Source organism: Occallatibacter savannae (assembly GCF_003131205.1).
GTDB lineage: Bacteria > Acidobacteriota > Terriglobia > Terriglobales > Acidobacteriaceae > Telmatobacter > Telmatobacter savannae.
Genome location: NZ_QFFY01000003.1, coordinates 699,062 through 715,738, shown reverse-complemented (window position 1 = coordinate 715,738; position 16,677 = coordinate 699,062). Strand labels below are relative to the sequence as shown.

The 16,677-nt window shown below is 58.2% G+C and carries 6 protein-coding genes; 2 read left to right on the top strand and 4 right to left on the bottom strand.

The window, feature by feature from the left end; genetic code table 11:
• Positions 1–19: 19 nt before the first annotated feature.
• Positions 20–3,931 (top strand): DUF7948 domain-containing protein, encoded by a 3,912-nt coding sequence (locus DHV10_RS14635; protein WP_109487086.1) that lies wholly within the window; start codon positions 20–22, stop codon positions 3,929–3,931.
• Between the two features lie 676 nt (positions 3,932–4,607).
• Complete coding sequence (locus DHV10_RS14630; RefSeq protein ID WP_162601550.1) at positions 4,608–5,639, top strand: hypothetical protein; 1,032 nt, start codon at positions 4,608–4,610, stop codon at positions 5,637–5,639.
• Positions 5,640–6,277: 638 nt separating this feature from the next.
• On the opposite strand, the gene DHV10_RS14625 is transcribed toward DHV10_RS14630, so the two are convergent.
• The 4 genes from DHV10_RS14625 to DHV10_RS14610 form a co-directional block, all read right to left on the bottom strand.
• Positions 6,278–7,966: an ArnT family glycosyltransferase gene (locus DHV10_RS14625; RefSeq protein ID WP_109487084.1), complete on the bottom strand. Its 1,689-nt coding sequence runs from the start codon at positions 7,964–7,966 to the stop codon at positions 6,278–6,280.
• Between the two features lie 23 nt (positions 7,967–7,989).
• Complete coding sequence (gene asnB / locus DHV10_RS14620) at positions 7,990–9,939, bottom strand: asparagine synthase (glutamine-hydrolyzing) (RefSeq protein WP_109487083.1); 1,950 nt, start codon at positions 9,937–9,939, stop codon at positions 7,990–7,992.
• A 243-nt stretch (positions 9,940–10,182) separates the two neighbouring features.
• On the bottom strand, positions 10,183–12,660 hold the full coding sequence (locus tag DHV10_RS14615; protein ID WP_162601549.1) for a TonB-dependent receptor: 2,478 nt from the start codon (positions 12,658–12,660) through the stop codon (positions 10,183–10,185).
• A gap of 822 nt (positions 12,661–13,482) precedes the next feature.
• A complete protein-coding gene (locus DHV10_RS14610) occupies positions 13,483–16,677 on the bottom strand; it encodes a carboxypeptidase-like regulatory domain-containing protein (protein ID WP_109487081.1) in 3,195 nt (1,064 codons plus the stop codon).

Here is a 16,677-nt window from a genome sequence, read left to right as displayed (position 1 = left end):
CAGCGAAAACAATTCACGGATGGGGAGAGGTCAGATGGCTGGAAAAGGTGTGCCCAGTGGTAATGTCGCGCGGCGCGCGCGATCGCTTCAACTTTTCTCAACACGATTCACCGCCTGGCGTTGCTTCTGCATTGTCCTTGCGGTCGCGACTGTCAACTTCTTCTCCTCTGGGATCGCGCACGCAGTTCCTCCATTGGCGCCGCAGTCGTCTGCGGCAGGAGACACAAGTTCGACTCGCGCGCAGCTTGCTGAAAGCTATGGCAAGGTTCCGATCAGTTTCGAGATCAACCAAGGCCAAACTGCTTCGGGCGTGCAGTACGTAGGGCGCGGTTTGGGGTACACACTTCTGCTCTCGCGAGATGAGGTCACCCTTGCGCTGTCCCGGCGCCAGCGAAGTGCAACTTCATCGTTCAGCGCCGTCTCACATGACACGGTGAGTATGCAACTTCTAGGCGCCAATGCGGGGTCTTCCGTCGCAGGTCTCGCGCCTCTGCCGGGTCGCGTCAACTACTTCATCGGCAACGATCCCGCAAAGTGGCGAACCGGTATTGCCACATACGGCAAGGTGCAATACAAGGATGCCTATCCCGATATCGACCTTATCTTCTATGGCAATCAGAGGCAGCTTGAATACGATTTCGTCGTGAAGCCGGGTGGCGATTCATCTCAAATTGCTTGGTCGTTTCGCGGCGCTGAACCACGTCTGGTTAAGGATGGAAGCTTGGAACTCGAGACATCTGGCAGACCGGTTCAATTCCTGGCGCCGGTGGCCTACCAGATTGTTGATGGCGAACGCAGACCAGTGGCAGTTTCCTACGCCGTCACTGCGCGGGAGGTTCACTTTGCGCTCGGCGCTTACGATCGCACAAAGACACTGGTTATCGATCCCGTTCTAAGCTATTTCAGCTACCTGGGCGGTACTGGGAACGACTACATCGGCAACAGCGTGAATCAGGGCTACGGTTCGCCAAGTCCAGAACCGACGCAGGCTGTCGGCGTAGACGGTCAATCCAACCTATATGTAGCCGGCTCGACCAGTTCATTGGATTTCCCGACCGCTTCGCCTGCGCTGTCTAAGACTACAAAAGGTAGCGGGCAGTACTGGGCATTCGTGTCGAAATTTAGCCCCGATGGCTCAAAGCTGCTTTACTCGACGTACATCGGTGGATCAGCGGGCGGAAACGACATTGCCTGGGCATTGGCGGTGGATAGTACCGGGAACGCATACGTGACTGGCGCTGCCGGGACGAACGACTTCCCTGTAACGGCTGGAGCCTTTCAGACCGTCTGCGGGCCTGCGTATAACAATTTCACCAATGGGGAAGTGGCAAGCTGCACGTTCAACACGGGAAGCGGCAACTACACACAAAATGCATTTGCCTTGAAGCTGAATCCAACCGGCTCAACCCTGATCTACTCAAGTTTTCTGGGTGGACAAGGCGCTTCGTGGGGGACGGGTATTGCTGTTGATAGCGCGGGACAGGCCTATGTCACGGGTGTCGCCTCGGCCAATGGTTGTGGCGGACCAGCATACCTCTACGGCGCCCAATATGGCTGCTTCCCCACAACGTCGGACGCCCTCATCTCCGATATCGGCGGCGGAAACCCCATCGATATGGCATTCATGAGCGTTTTCAACGCCACCGGATCTTCACTTGTGTACTCGACCCTGTTCGGCGACAAGAACGGGACGGTCTCTGTAAAGGGTGGCGGCTGCTCCATCGACTGCGGTGCGGGGACCTATGGAACCTCCATTGCGCTCGACTCTGCCGGCAACGTCTACATCGGCGGCAGAACAGTTGCGGCGAACATGATCACCACTCCGGGTGCTTACAACACCTTGGGCAGCGGCCCCATTCCCGCCACCCCGCAGATCCTTGTTGCTCCCAGCGGCTATGGTTACGTCGCCAAATTCGCGCCCGTGACCGCCAGCGGAAGCACCCTCGTCTACAGCACCTACTTCGGCGGGGGCGCGGTTTACGGCGGCGATGTGGGTGGTCTGGCCGCAGATAGCAGCGGGAATGTCTACATCACTGGTGAGACACACGCAGCAGACTTCCCAGCGACCGCCGGCGCCTACCAAACCACTTGCGACCCGACCCAGGTACCGACCTACTGCAATCAGACCGGCTACGTTGCCAAGCTGAATCCCAGCGGAACCGGCCTCGTCTGGGCGACATTCTTCGGGGTCGGTTCGAATGCGCCGCTTTACTTCCTCGCTCCCGTGGTTCTGGACCCTTCCAACAATGTCTACGTTCTCGGCGAAGGAACAGGCCAACTGCCGCTCGGAGGAGGCAACCTGAGCACGCTAACGGGGAATAACACACTCTATGTTGCGAAATTCAATCCGACTGGTTCGCAGGTTCTCTTTGGCTCCACGTTTGGCGGGCCGGGGAATGCGCCTGAGAAGGCTGGCGGCCTCGCGGTCGATGCCGCTGGCGGAATCTACGTTGGAGGTGCCATCGGCGCTGGCGGTCAGTTCTCAACCACCGGAGCTTTTCAGCAAGCCTACGCTGGCGGGGGAACGGACGCATTCGTCGCCAAGGTAATGTCGCTTCAACCCTCGACCACCGCTCTGACGACCTCTCCTGCATCTCCGACCGTCGGACAGCAAGTAACGTTGAATGCCAAAGTCTCAGGCCCGCAGGGCGCAACGGTGGTACCTACCGGAAAGATCAGCTTCCTGAGCGGTTCGACGAGCCTGGGAACCGGCACGCTGGACAACACGGGAACAGCCACCTTCTCTACCTCGTCCCTTGCGGCGAATACATATTCGCTGACGGCATCCTACGGCGGTGACGGAAACTACTCGCCGAGCGCATCGAGCGCGCAAATGCTCGTGGTCAGTCCGTATTCCACAACCACTACGCTTACCGTGTCCCCGACCACCGCCTCCGTTGGCCAGACAATCGCATTCACCGCGAAGGTGAAGGCCAGCAGCGGAAGCGCCGTACCAACAGGGACCATCACGTTTCTCAATGGCACAAAGCAGCTGGCAGCCGTTGCTGTGGATTCATCCGGAAGTGCGACCTACACTTCTTCCACCCTTGCAGCGGGCAGCTACTCGATTACGGCGGCATACAGTGGCGATGCCAACGATGCAAGTTCCACTTCCAGCGCAGCAACACTCGTGATCAGCGTCCCGGCTGTGGGTACTACAACGTCGCTCGCGGCCAGTGCGTCCACTGTCGTCAGCGGTGCGAACATCACCTTCACCGCAACTGTCAGCCCTGTATCCGGGGCGGTCGTCCCCACCGGAACCGTCACTTTCAAGGACGGCTCCACGAGTCTGGGAACGGGTACTCTCGACGCAACTGGGAAGGCCACGTACAGCACAAAGGCGCTCAGTGTGGGCACTCACTCCACTACCGCCGCATACGGGGGCGACGCCGGCAATCTCACTTCTACATCATCGGCTCTCAGCATTGTTGTGAATGCTCCGCCCGCACCCGACTTCACCTTGTCAATTGCGCCGGCAAGCACGTCGGTGAACGCCGGGACGGCCGCTACAGCCACTGTGACCGTCACTCCAGTCAATGGCTTCACCGGAGCGACGACTTTCGCTTGCTCAAACCTTCCTGCAAATTCAACATGCAACTTCAGCCCGGCGTCTGTGACGCCGAACGGAACAGCGGCCTCAACCACAACCATGACGATCGAGAGCAACGTCAAGGCTGCTATCGCATTTGCAGGCGGCTCGCTATCACTATTGCTGATTCCGATAGTCGCAACGCGGGATCGCAGACGGATTGGCCTTCTCGTAGGCTCCCTTTCAGTGCTGCTATTGACGCTCGCAACGGTGGCAATGAGCGCCTGCGGTGGCACAGCAGGTGGAGGAACCAAAACTCCAGCCGGAACATACACAGTCACTGTTACTGCCACCTCAGGGTCACTTACTCACAGCTCAACCTACTCTTTGACTGTGAAATAGACCACCAGGGGAAGTTCCGATCCACAATTCGGCAGCAGAGTCGACTGGAACTCGACGCTGCTGCCGGACTGGGTTCCGGGTTGCTCATATTAGTGAGGCATTTCCTTTCGAAAAATCGCTTCTTGAGTGAGTCGCTACATAAATCAGGAATCCAGCCGCGTTCTGAATCAATGTTGCGCAAGCAAGTTCTACCCTGGAGGCGCCCGATGAAGCTCAGCCGCACGATTTGTTCGTCTATGATCGCCATACTTATCGCCAGCGTTGCAGGCAGCAGCGCCCAGACGTCGGGGAATGCAACCTCGCTCGACGCACTGCGCGCCGGCTGCTCCGGCGATTCTGCTCGGCTATGCGCCGGCGTCCAGTCTGGCGGGGGGCGCATCATCGCCTGCCTCAAGCAGCATCAAGACTCGCTATCCGACCAATGCCGCCAGGCCGCGGGTTTGCCCTCCAAATCCAGCGCCGTTGTTCCTCCTGCTCCCCCGAGTTCTCCTTCTATGCCGGCAACCACCCCTGCTTCCTCGGGCACGCCGGTTGGCTCCGGCAAGTCGCCGAGGAAGCAGGTAAGCGTTGACGGAGAAAAATTCGTCCAGCGCATCATTCCAGACTCCGTACACGGCAACATTCCGGCGGCCACCATTCATCTGCCGGAAACTTGGAAACTAGACAGTAAGGTCGAGTGGCACTACGACTGGGTCGAAAACCCGCTCATCTTCAGCGCTACTGCTACGACCCAGCGAACGCCGAGGCCTACTTCGCCTATCCTCTGCTTCGTCTCGATTCGATTGAAGTGCCTCCTCAGTACCGACAATATCTACGGGGGAAGCAGGCGCGGCCTGGGGAACGACTGCCTCTTGGGGCGATCAGCATGCCTCAGCAACCACCCGTTAAGGCTCTGGCCCTTTTCATCAAGCAAGTGCGTACAGATGCTCAGAATCTTAAATGGGTCGGACAGCAGGATCTGCCGGGGCTGGCACAGGCGTTGAGGCTCAACCCGTGGCCCAACGATCACGGCGTCGCCATCAAGGTGAGCTACGACCTGAACGGCCAGTCCATCGAAGAAGCCTTCTTCGGGGTTTACTACTACTCCCAGGGCGGCAACGAAGCAGAAAGTGTCGGTCAGCTCCACATGGCGGCAAATACAATCAAGCAGACCAACTGGGGATTCCGCGCATTGCAGAGCTTTCGCGCACCTGCGGGCACGCTCGACAACCGTATGCCCTTCTTCTGCCTGATCGCCAAGTCGCTGACCTACAATCCGCCATGGCAGCAACTTGCGACCAGGATCCACGATCAGATGGTCGCCGCCTTCAATCAAAAACTTCAACAGGGCTACGAGCAGCTTCGCGCCCGCCAGGCTGCGATGGCACAAATGCAGGCGCAGGAACGCGAGTTCAACAAGAGCATCGATGCATTCGACCAGAACTTGCGATCGTCCAACTTCGACGACAGCTGGCTCCGCGATGCAACCGGAGGCGGAGGTGCCAGCGGCCGCCCAACGCGGAGCAGCTTCGACCACGCTGACGACTTAATCCGTGGCGTTGATACTCTCAATGATCCCAGCACTGGAGGGACGATTCAGCTCACCAACCTCGGCCAGTACCACTTCACCGATGGCTTCGGGAATTACCGCAGCACCGATGATCCCAATTACACCCCGGAGAAGGCGGGAGAGGTGGGGACCTGGACGCAGATGACTGAGGTGCAGTAGGAAGGGCCAGGCTGAAGAAATCGTTCACCATCGTTGCAATCAACTCAGAGGAATCGCCTGAGAAGCTCTTTCCTGCGATGAATTCCTGGGGCAACCTGAGAGACTGTAGTCTCCAGCAACAGGCTTTCGGACCACCCAGGTGAGGTAAAGCATTTCACCTTGACGTAGAGCCGCCGACGCGTTCTTATGCCGAGCGGTTCAAAGGAGAGTCTTGGAGTGCGCTTCTGGTTTGCGAAGTCTGCATAGATTACGCCGAAGCGCTTTGATAATCCTGACCGGTTGCAGCACGTCTTTTCTCGAGGTGCCATTGTCCTTGGCTCAGCGAAAACTCCTAAGTAGTACGATGTCGTGCACATTGCGGTCCACTTGCGAATAGAAGGCGCACTTGCCGTCGCGCGAAACTGAAAGGCCCTGGAAAGCCGGCTTCGACAAACTGAATAACGTCGTCGTCGTTTCGTCGCTGCATCTACGAATCTTCGAGGCTGTCCTAATGAACCCGTGACACACCTTTCGGATACTTGCTGCATCCCGAAGCCGGTAATTTCGAACTCGCAGCAGTGAGCGAGTAGAGCAATGGAGGTGACGGGGCTTTGGGGATTAACAGGTCTTTCACGTCCAGGCTGAAGTGAGGAACTCGATCACAGAAGGCTGTTAGACGCGAGCACTTTGCCGCTACTCGCTTTGACAAGGTGCACATGGTCTTTGCCGACGAGCTCGATGATATGACCGAGATCGGGCTCGTTGATCAGCAGGTAGTAGCGCTGCTGCGAGTCCCATCGGGAGACGAAGCCGGCGTCGTCGATAAATACGGATGGCGCGTTTGGGGCGTAGGAGCCGTATTCAAGATTGTTGTCCCGTCCGTTCAGCAGGAGAGCCTTCCGGTTTGTATAGAAGAAGACGGAGGAGAAACTGTAGTAGGAATCGGCCTCGATCAATCCTCCGGGCGGGCTATCCAACAACGTCTTCGCGAGCGGGTAGGAACCCAGGTACGGATCGAACTGGATCAGGGCGAGACGTGCCGCCTGGAAGAAGAGAATCATACCGATGGCGAGGAACACCACGGTGCGCTGAATAGAAAAGCGCGTGAACCACGCTCCTGCCGCGCAGATGGCGCAGGAGACGGCGGCAACCGCGAGCGGCAGCTTCAAGTATGCGAATGCCGCGAGTGTAAGGTCGCCCATATGGCCCAGCGAGAGCGTGTACATCTCTGGATGCTGGGTAAGCGCGGCTGCCAATTCTCCCGGTGCCGGAACCTTCGCGACCAGCCCGAGGACTGTGAGCATTGCCACACAAAAGAGCGCGAAGGAGCCGGCAAGCACGCGAGATCCGTGAGCCGTCCATCTTTGATCCGCCATTGAGGAACCAATCAGTAGCGCCATCGCGGGGTAAATGGGCATCGAGTAGTACTCCTGCGTGGTCGAGAAGGTGAAGAAGAGCATCACTACTGCTATCCAGCAGACGGCGAGCAAGCGAAGGCTGGCGGCGCGGCTCTCACGGCCATAGCTCAATTTCACTGCTCCAGGCAGGTACGCGGACCAAGGAAAGAGCCACACGAGGTTCAGCGCCCAGAAGAGAGCGCGCGGCACCGTGTTGTAGTCGCGCGGATAACGGAGGTTGAGGAAGCGGAGCAGATGTTCATTGAAGAAGTAGAACCAGAAGAAGCCGCGATACTCTCCGGGCCCGCTATGGAAAGAGAAGGCGAAGAGCGGAGGATTAGCCAGCATAGCCAAAACGTGCCAGGGAACCGCGACTAGAAGAGCTACAGCGACAACCGTGAATACGTGAAGACTGCGCCACGCCGAGCGGGAGAAGAGCTTGCGTGCAAGCGCCATGTGGGCGAGACCGGTTAACACTGGAAAGACGGCCGCGATCAGCCCTTTCAGCAGAAGCCCGCAGCCAAGTGAGACGCCCATCAGCATGGCCCATCGTCGTGGCCGTGCTTCATCTCCTTCGAGCAGCCGGATCCAGGCCCAAAGCGTCACCGTGATCGTAAGGGTCAACGCGGCGTCAGGGATGAGGATTCGCGTGAATAGATAAAGCCCGGCGCAGGTCGCGAGCACCACGCCACTGTAGATGCCGGCGCGTTCACCGAATGCCCACCGGCCAACCTGATAGGTGACCCAGCAGAGCAGGACGACGATCAGAGCGAGGGGTAGGCGCGCGGCCCAGTCATGGACTCCAAAAACGCGAAACGAAGCCGCCATGATCCAGTAGATGAGCGGCGACTTTTCGAGATACGCGACGCCATCCAATCGGGCCGTGACCCAGTCTCCACTCTCCAGCATGGTGCGGCCAATCTGGGCCTGTACGGCATCGACGTCGTCCATCAACCGCGGTGGGCTGATCGCGTTCAGGCAGAATACGAGGCCGGCTGCCAGAGCAACGAGGATTCCTCCGACGCGGGGCCGATTGGGGAGGTCACCATCTGCTGTGTCTCGACCGGAACTTCGATCTCCCAACGTTTCATCCAGAGCGTGAGCGTTAACAGGCCCCACAGGTGATACCCCCAGTTCGCTTTACGGTTGTGGTGCTCATCGATTAGTGTGCGCACGGTGGGCCAGTCGAACAGTCCCGTGTTTTCAAACGAGGACTCGTTGAGGTTTTCAAGGAGTAGCGGCCGCAGCACGCCTCGGAACCACTCGTGGATCGGGATGTCCAGGCCGATCTTCGGCCTTTTCAGCACCGTTCGAGGAAGTCGGGTTCGCATCAGGTGGCGCAGGACCACCTTTGTTTCCTTGCCACGAATTTTGAAGTCCGCAGGCAGGCGGGATGCGAAGTCCACGATCCGTTCGTCAAGGAACGGTGGGCGAGCTTCAATGGCGTGGGCCATGCTCATTCGGTCGACTTTGTAGAGGAGCGCATCGGGAAGGGAGTAGCGCTGATCGAAATCAAGGAAGCGCTCTACTGATTTTCCCGGGCGCATCTGTCCCAGCAACTCTGCCAACGGGCCGGCGTCGGCATAACGGAACAGCGCGCGTTTTTCATCCTCGCTGAAGGTTCCGTTCCAGAAGACGTGAGCAGCTTCGGGCGACAGTAATGCACCTTGCAGGAAGCGCTTCAACTTGTAATCGAAACCGATCTTTTCGTTAGAGGCTTTCAGAATCCTCGCGCAACGAAGTGCGCCGCGCAGCAGCGGTCGCGGCACCGCATTGGCTCCTCGTCTGTACCGATTTGCCTGATAGGTGAGATAACCACCGAATAACTCATCTGCGCCTTCGCCGGTCAGGACAACAGTCGCACTCTTCCGCGTCATCCTGGCCAGGTACCACACGGGAACTGCGCCCGCATCCGCTCCCGGTTCGTCGGAGTAGTAGCTCATCTCCTGGATGATGTCGGCCAGATCAAGATCTTCATTAAGATCGAGCTCAGTGTGGTTTGTTCCATAGAACTCGCTCACCGAGCGGATATACCTGGCTTCATCGAAGGATTTGCCGCGGAACGTAATCGAGAAGGTATTCAGAGGTGCAATACTGTGCTCGGCCGCATAATGCAAAACCGTGGAGGAGTCGAGCCCTCCGCTCAGCCAGATGCCCATCGGTACTTCAGCTGCCACTTCTTCCGACACTGACTCGCGAAGAAGCATGTCGAGCTCTTCGCTCGCTTCCTCCAGATTGCGCGGACTCTGCCCAGCGCGAGTGGCCGGGACGTAGGACTCGATCGAGACGCTGCCGTGTTTCCACTCGAGTAGATTTCCGGGCATCAATTTCGTGATGCCTTCGACCAGCGTGAGAGGGCCAGGGACGTAGTTGAGGCTTAAGAAGCAGTTCAAGGCCCTGAGGTCGAGCCTTCGCTGGACGCGCGGATGCGCGAAGATGCATTTCAGCTCCGACCCGAAGAAGATCTCTCTGTCTTGAATTTTGTAGTAGAGCGGCTTGATGCCGGCACGGTCGCGCGCCAGCACAAGCCGCTGTTCTGGTTCGACCCACAGGGCCACGGCGAACATTCCGCGCAAGCGGCGGAAGCAGTCGTTTCCCCACTCAAGATAGCCGTTGAGGACCACTTCGGTATCGCATTCGGTCCGGAAGCGGCGGCCCAGTCGCTTGAGCTCTTCGCGTAGCGCGTGGTGGTTGTAGATTTCGCCGTTGAAGACAATGGTGCAGGAGCCGTCGTCGCTGTGCATCGGCTGATCGCCATGATCCAGGTCGACGATGCGCAGCCGAGCCGCGCCCATAGAAACGTGCGACGTCGTGAACCCCGCCTGCCGGTCCGGTCCACGGTGAACCAGGGACGCTAGGGCGTCGGTGAGTACTTCAGCGGGCAGAGAGCGAAAGCAATGAGTGAAGCCAACAATTCCGCACATGAGAGATCACCTTGCAAATCTCACATTGTCCGGTGGTTTACGGCGATACCGCACCGCAACCCCGGTACTTCAGAGCTGAACCAAGACCCATGGGGAACCAGCCGTCGATTGTCACAATGAAAGTTAGAGTTGTTATATCCCAAAACGTAATCTCAAGCGAGAAGAATCCGTCTAATAGCAGATTTGCAGACGAGGATTTGAGAAGTGTGGATGGGGGGTGCAGTTTGGAATGGATTGAAAAGATCAGAAAAGCACATCGAAATCGAAAAGGATGTGGCGTCCGTAATTCCCGAAGAAGGAGCCAAAGCGGGGGTCAGCGACGTTGTCGTGTACCTGCAACGGGTTCATGTGATCGGTCAGGTTGATTCCGGTGACAGACAGCCGGACAGCATGCTTCGGGTTGAGATTGATGTCCTTCGAAACCGTCGCATCCGCGCTGAAGAAGGCAGGGAAGCGGGGCTGACTTGAACCCGTCAGGTCCACGTATTGCCTGAGCGCGTCGACTGGTTGGAAGGGGAATCCATTGCGCCACTCGACATGAGGCGCGATGTGCATGCTCTTTGGCAGATCGGCTGTGCCCCACAGAAGAAAGCGATTCGGCAGTTCGCCGGGATTTGCCGCAGCAATCGCAGAACGCACCACGGGAAAAGGGAAGTCTCCGAGATAAGCGCTTGCGTCGGTTTGCCTGCCCTGCGCCATCTGATGCACGTAAGAGGCAAAAAATTGGCGCTTTGGCTCATGCCCGAAGCCGGCGGTGAGGGCGACCTGGCGCAGTTTGCCTTCTCCCGCGCTCCCGAGGACAAGAGCGCTCGCTTCCGGCGCAATCATCGGCTCAAGGGTGAGTTGGTTGCGCAGGTCGTTATGGATGTACTGTGCACGAAGCGTGACTTCGGAGCCCATGCTTCGTTCCGCCTCCACATTCCAACCGACACTGCACGGAGCGAAGTTGCCGCCTACATTCCGTTGCAAGATGAACGGAAATTCAGATTCGTGCGACTGCCCTGTCAGGTTGATGAACTCCCTGGGTCCGTCGATGATGCTCCCCTTTCCGTCGTAGGTGGTCACCACCTGCTTGGGATAGGAGGAGAAGGCATACATATTCAGCGGGACCTCACTGTAGAAAACACCAATTCCGCCGCGAATGGCGATGCGCGATGCGGTGGCGGGCAGAAGAGTAAAACCTGCGCGAGGCGCGACGCGATTGGTGTGCGTCAACGTCTGCGTCTCTGCGCGTATTCCCACGTCGAGTGCAAGGAGGCGCCCGGCCATCCAGTGGTCTTGAGCGTACAAAGCGGTTTCTGTGTCCGCCAGATCGAAAGATCCAGGCGCTGTAAAGTTGATCGTCCGCAGCAGATTGCCCGAGCCGTCGCGTATCTGCACGGGCGAGCCGGAGAACGTACCGGAATCCTCCGCGTGTGCCACGGTGGATCCAACACCCAGCTGGTGCCTGCCATGCCAGTCGATCGGGGCGGGAGCCCAGGTTTCAAGCCATTGGAAGCGTGTTGCCTCCCGGGTTCCGCGGCCGAAATATGTGCCGGAGTTGCCGATCGGCGTCAGATTCATCTGCCCGCTGCTCTGCGGGGCGACGGTGGCCGCCACTCTTGTCCCGGAAAAGGTGCTGGTGAAGAGGCCCTTGCCCAGTGCCCATCGGTGCAGGACGGTTCCTGTGTCTTCGTGGTACGCAGCGTTTGGTGTTACGGGTTGTGGATCGAAATAGTTGAGATTCGCATGGTCCAGCTGGTGGGGCGCGAAGTGAAAAGTGGCGGTGATCGTCTGCTTCGGGTTCAAAATCCCGTCCAACTGCGTGAATGAATTGAATGCCTGGCTGCGGATTTGGTTTTCCGGAAAGGGAAGCGTCCGTACCTGATCCTTGTTGATCAGAACCTCGGCCCCTTCCAGGAGGTACAGGTGATTGGCAAGAACGGGCCCGCTCACGTTCACCCGCGGCGTAGCGCTCCGTAGTCCGCGGAGATGCCCGCTGCGAATCCGGAATTCGGGCAAGGGATCATTGAGGCTGTAGGTCCACTTCTCGCCACCGCGCCGGGTTTCGGCGCTCACCACGCCCGAGATGAAGTTGCCATATTGCGCCAGGAACGGCGAGATCGAAACTTTTACCTCCTCCACGCTGTCGACTGGAACGCTCAAGCCGAAGTTGCCGGTGGCTGGATCGGTTACATTCACCGAATTGATCAGAAGCGCGCTGTGCGCTTCGCCGATGCCGCCGATGATCACCCGGCCGTCCTGCGTTCGGGAGACACCCGGGACGAGAGGCAGCGTATCGATGAGCGTCGCCGGCCGCAGCGGGGTTGTTTTCACCGATTCCATCTCGAGCTCGGCTTGGATGCTTTCTGTCTGTACGAGCGGCGCAGCGGTATCGCCCTCGACGGTGACGTTCTGCTGTTCCTGCATGGTCCGGCTTAGGACGATCTGGAAAGTTGATCCCTGAGCGATGTCGATCGCATTGAGAGCCTGACGCTGGGACAGATATCCCGGCAGGCTCAGCTGAACAACGCAACTCTCGACAGCGGGGCAGTGCACGATCGCAAGCCCATCCGAGCCTGTGACGGTAGCGATCTGTGCATCACGGGCAGAATCGTCGACGATCTGCACGGCGACTCCGGCTAAAGGCGTACCGCTTGCGTTCTCGACAAGGATCTGTGTGGTCTTCGGAGCGGTTTTGGGAGCGGTCTGGGCTGCGGCGCCGAGCAGGCAGAAAAGCATAACCGTGCCTCCTGTCGTGGCGCGCACACGGCAGAATGCATTTGAACGGCTGCATTTCATCTTGCTCATGCCAGCACTTCATCGCGTGGATCGGGGGCGGAACCGAGGTAAGTAGCCCGCGATCGGGACCCAGGAGGGGATTTGACTGATCTCATCTTACTCCCAGCTCACTTTGCACGGCCCGTTCAAGTGGTGTCGCGACTGCACTGCCGCCCCCGCAGGCTGATACGACTGTACATGGAGTCCGGTTCGACGCACGGAAAAGCTCAGAGGTTCGGTTGGTTGCGGACATGCATTGGACTAATGAAGGCGATCCGACAAGACGAACGTTCGTGTGGCGCGCTCAGCGGAGGAAGTCTTCCAGAGCAGCGACGAAATCATCCGGCTTCTCGAGTGACAGGGCATGGCCGCTGTCTGCAAGGATCAAGAGTTTTGCTACGGAAGTTTGCGGCATAGTCACGGCCATAGCCACCGGTAACAGCTGATCGTCAACCCCTCAGACCACTAAGGTTAGAATGCCGATGGCGCTGAGCTTTCCGGCTGTGCGCCGCCGCAGAACTACATACAAGAAGACTTATCATCATCCAAGTCCCGAACCGCAGGAGAAGGGGGTCGCGAGCCAACATCCAAGAAGCTTAAATATGATTGTGGAAGATTTTCATCGATCGCTCACAAGCTTCAATTGACGCAGTACTAGATTACTCGAATGCAAAGCGCAGCTACGCGTTGGACAGCTGTGCAATTTGCAACCATAAAAGTAGCGAACACGAACCAGAGGAGACGAATTGCCAACTTGACTCGGCCTTTTCGCCTCCTCGATGACTAGAACTGCAGCTTGGCTCCAAACTGGATCTGCCGCGAAGTTGTTGCAGTTGCTGTGATCACCCCGCCCGTGGGGGACACGTCCAGTGTGAATGGAGTGTCGGTTGGGGCGGTGGCGTACACCACGGGGTTTGGCGTAGACAGATTTGTGTGATTCAGGATGTTGAAGAACTCGGCCCTGAACTGCAGGCCCAGGTGCTCGGTCAGGTGTGCCGTTTTTGCGGCAGAGAAGTCGAGTTCGGAGCTTCCCGGCCCGATGAGAGAATTACGCGAGACGTTGCCGTATGTGCCGGTGGCAGGAGGAGCGAAGGCCGTGGGATCGAACCATTTTCCTACCCCGTGCGGATAGAGTTTGCCTTGGAAGTTGGGGTTCCAGTTAGGCCGCACAGGGTTGCGTGTGTCGCCATTCCCCGTTGGGTTGTAACCGAGTTGAGGGGTGAAGGGGAAACCGGTCATGGTATTGAAAATGCCGCTGACTGCCCAGTTGGCGAGCAAGGCATTTGCCGCCTTCGGGCCATTTTTGAGGAAACGGCGCTTCGGTCCGAAGGGCAACTCCCAGGTTCCATTGAATACGAAGAGGTGGCGGATATCCGTTGCGGCTGGTCCCCAGTCGAGCTTAGGCCGAAGCGGGAACATTACGTAGCCGGGCGCGTTGACACTGACACTGGTGTTCCAGGCCGTTCCATTGTCGAGATTCTTGGCGAAGGTGTAGTTTGCGCGGAACTGCACCCCCTTGGCGAAGGAGCGCTTCAGGTCTGCAGTGAAGGCGTTATACATTCCGATTCCACTGGAAACCCAGGTCGTGGTGTTAGCCAGAGCTGGATTAGAGTTGACCGATCCGGTCGGGTAATAGGCTGAGCCGTCCCCGAGGAATGTGGGCACCGGCTCGTTGGCATCTTCAGAAAGGATCTGATGATAGCTATGCGATCCGAGATAACCGAACGTGAGCGCGGTCTGAGGAGCGACTTGCTGTTCAACACGCAGGCTCCACTGAATCACGGTCGGAGTCTTTGCGTCCGACTGGATGTTGCTGGGAGAAACGTTCGCAGTGGCGCAAGAGGGGAAGGCCTGCCCCGGCGTGATTTTCAGGCAGGATACCTTTGCGTTCTTGAGCGTGTAGATCGTGTTGAATGGCTCAGTTGAATCCGTGCGATAGTCGATCGTGTCGAGAAGGCTGCGGTAGATGCCGGCCCCGCCACGTACGGCGGTTTTCCCGTTACCCCAAACATCCCACGCAAAACCAAGACGAGGCTCAGGGAGGAACTTCGCGTTGTTCGTCGTGAGAGGCGAGTTGCCGACGAACGGCGTGGTCTGGATTACGCCGTCGACGAACTTATAGTTCGACGCCCTGCCAAGAGCTTCGTTCCAGCCGTTGGTCGATTCGAAGCGGAAGCCGGCCCGTACTTCGAGCCTGGGAGTCACCTTGATGGTGTCATCTACGAAGGCAGCGCCTTCAAGTACGCGCCATGCCATCTCCGTAGCCTGCGGCACAACGGTGAAGGTCTTGATCTTGCCCTTGAGAAAGGACGGGAGGTCGCTGAACGAGGCCTGGCCGTTCTGGTACTGGGCGAGCAAGCTGTTCGATTGAATCCGCTGCAGCCATCCGCCGATTTCAATCTGCTGCCGGCCGTGCGACCAATACACGTGATCGTCAAGAGTAAGAAGGTTGCGCGCTTGCGCATTGTTGTTGCCAACGTTGGCGCCGGCTTGGGTGAGCGTTGAGGCGCCATTGGAGGCTGTGCTTCCACCGATCACGACAGCACCGATGCCTCTACCGGCCACCCATCCTGGGAGCTCAACGGTGGGGAAGCCAAAGAAGGAGAATTTCGCACGCGAAAAGCCGAAGCGAGCGGTGTTCAAAAGAGTTGAAGTGAAGACGTGCTGTTCCTGGATGCTCGCGACCTGTGCACGCAGGCTCTCATTGATTCGGCTAAGGGGGTTCTGGGTTGGGGTGTCGGCGGTGCTGTCATCGACAGTGTAGACGGCGAACAGGAGGTCCTTCGCCCCGAGGTTGTAGTCGAGTCGGGTAGTGCCGAAGTCTTCGCGGATATGTTGTTTCGGATTGCTGTATGCGAGCGCAATGCCACCGCCAAGTTCAGGGCCGTTTGCTTCAGGCCACAAAGCGAGCAAGGGGACAACCGATGGGTCGACGCCGACGAACTTTTCATTACCCGAGGAGTCAGGCAAATAGCCCTGGCGTGCCTTGGCGTCAGGAACAAGCGTAACGGCGCTAAGGCCCCATGCCTGGCGGAACCCCTCGTAATTCCCGAAGAGCAGCAGTTTATTCTTGATCAGCGGCCCACCCAAAGATCCGCCAAACTGATTACGTTGAAAGGGCGGAATCGAACCGTGATCGAAATAGTTGCGGGCATCTAGCGTGCTATTGCGGATGAACTCGAAGGCTGTGCCATGGAACTGATTGGTCCCACTTGTCGTCACGATGCTGACTTGGGCGCCGGCACGCTTTCCATAGGCAGCGCCGTAGGTGTCCGTGACTACATTGAACTCGCGCACGGCATCAACACCCAGTAACTGCCCGCTCGTCCCGCCGGGAGTGACGTTGGTGAGCGACGCTCCGGTGTATTCAATTCCATTGAGAAGAAAGAGATTGTCTTGCGGGCGACGGCCGGAGACAGAGAACATGTTACCTACAGACGAGTTCGAGGTTCCTACGCCGCCGGCGCGCTGGCTTGTGTAGTTGACGGTTCCGGGGTTCAGCGTCATTAAGCCGTCGTAGCTTCGGCCGTTGAGCGGAAGTTCTTTGACCTGCCGCTCGTCGACCAGACCCGCAGTCTGCTGTGTGGTGGTGTTGACAGCAGCGGAGTCTGCGGTGACCTCGACAACCTGCTGCACCGATGCGACGCCGAGAACAAGGTTGATTTGGAGACTCTGGCCGAGAACGAGAGTAGCGGTTTGCTCAGTGGCCGCGAACCCGTCATGCTCGGCAGTAATGGTGTAAGGGCCGATCGGCACGGACGGAGCGAAGAAGCGCCCTTGAGCATCCGTGGTCACCTTGCGGGTGAGGCCGGTTTCGGACTGCCGAACAGTGACCGTCGCGTCGCTCAGTGCGGCGCCGGAGGTGTCGTGTACCGTGCCAGTGACGGTTGCGCCGACGATCTGGGAATGACCGGGTGCCGGACTGATCCCAAATACAAGCAGTGAGACCAGCAATAAGATCTTTCGCAACACTTTCAT

Coding starts and splice junctions, on each gene's coding strand:
- DHV10_RS14610 (WP_109487081.1), bottom strand. CDS start 16,677: ATGAAAGTGTTGCGAAAGATCTTATTGCTGGTCTCACTGCTTGTATTT.
- DHV10_RS14615 (WP_162601549.1), bottom strand. CDS start 12,660: ATGCTTTTCTGCCTGCTCGGCGCCGCAGCCCAGACCGCTCCCAAAACC.
- DHV10_RS14635 (WP_109487086.1), top strand. CDS start 20: ATGGGGAGAGGTCAGATGGCTGGAAAAGGTGTGCCCAGTGGTAATGTC.
- DHV10_RS14625 (WP_109487084.1), bottom strand. CDS start 7,966: ATGGACGACGTCGATGCCGTACAGGCCCAGATTGGCCGCACCATGCTG.
- asnB (WP_109487083.1), bottom strand. CDS start 9,939: ATGTGCGGAATTGTTGGCTTCACTCATTGCTTTCGCTCTCTGCCCGCT.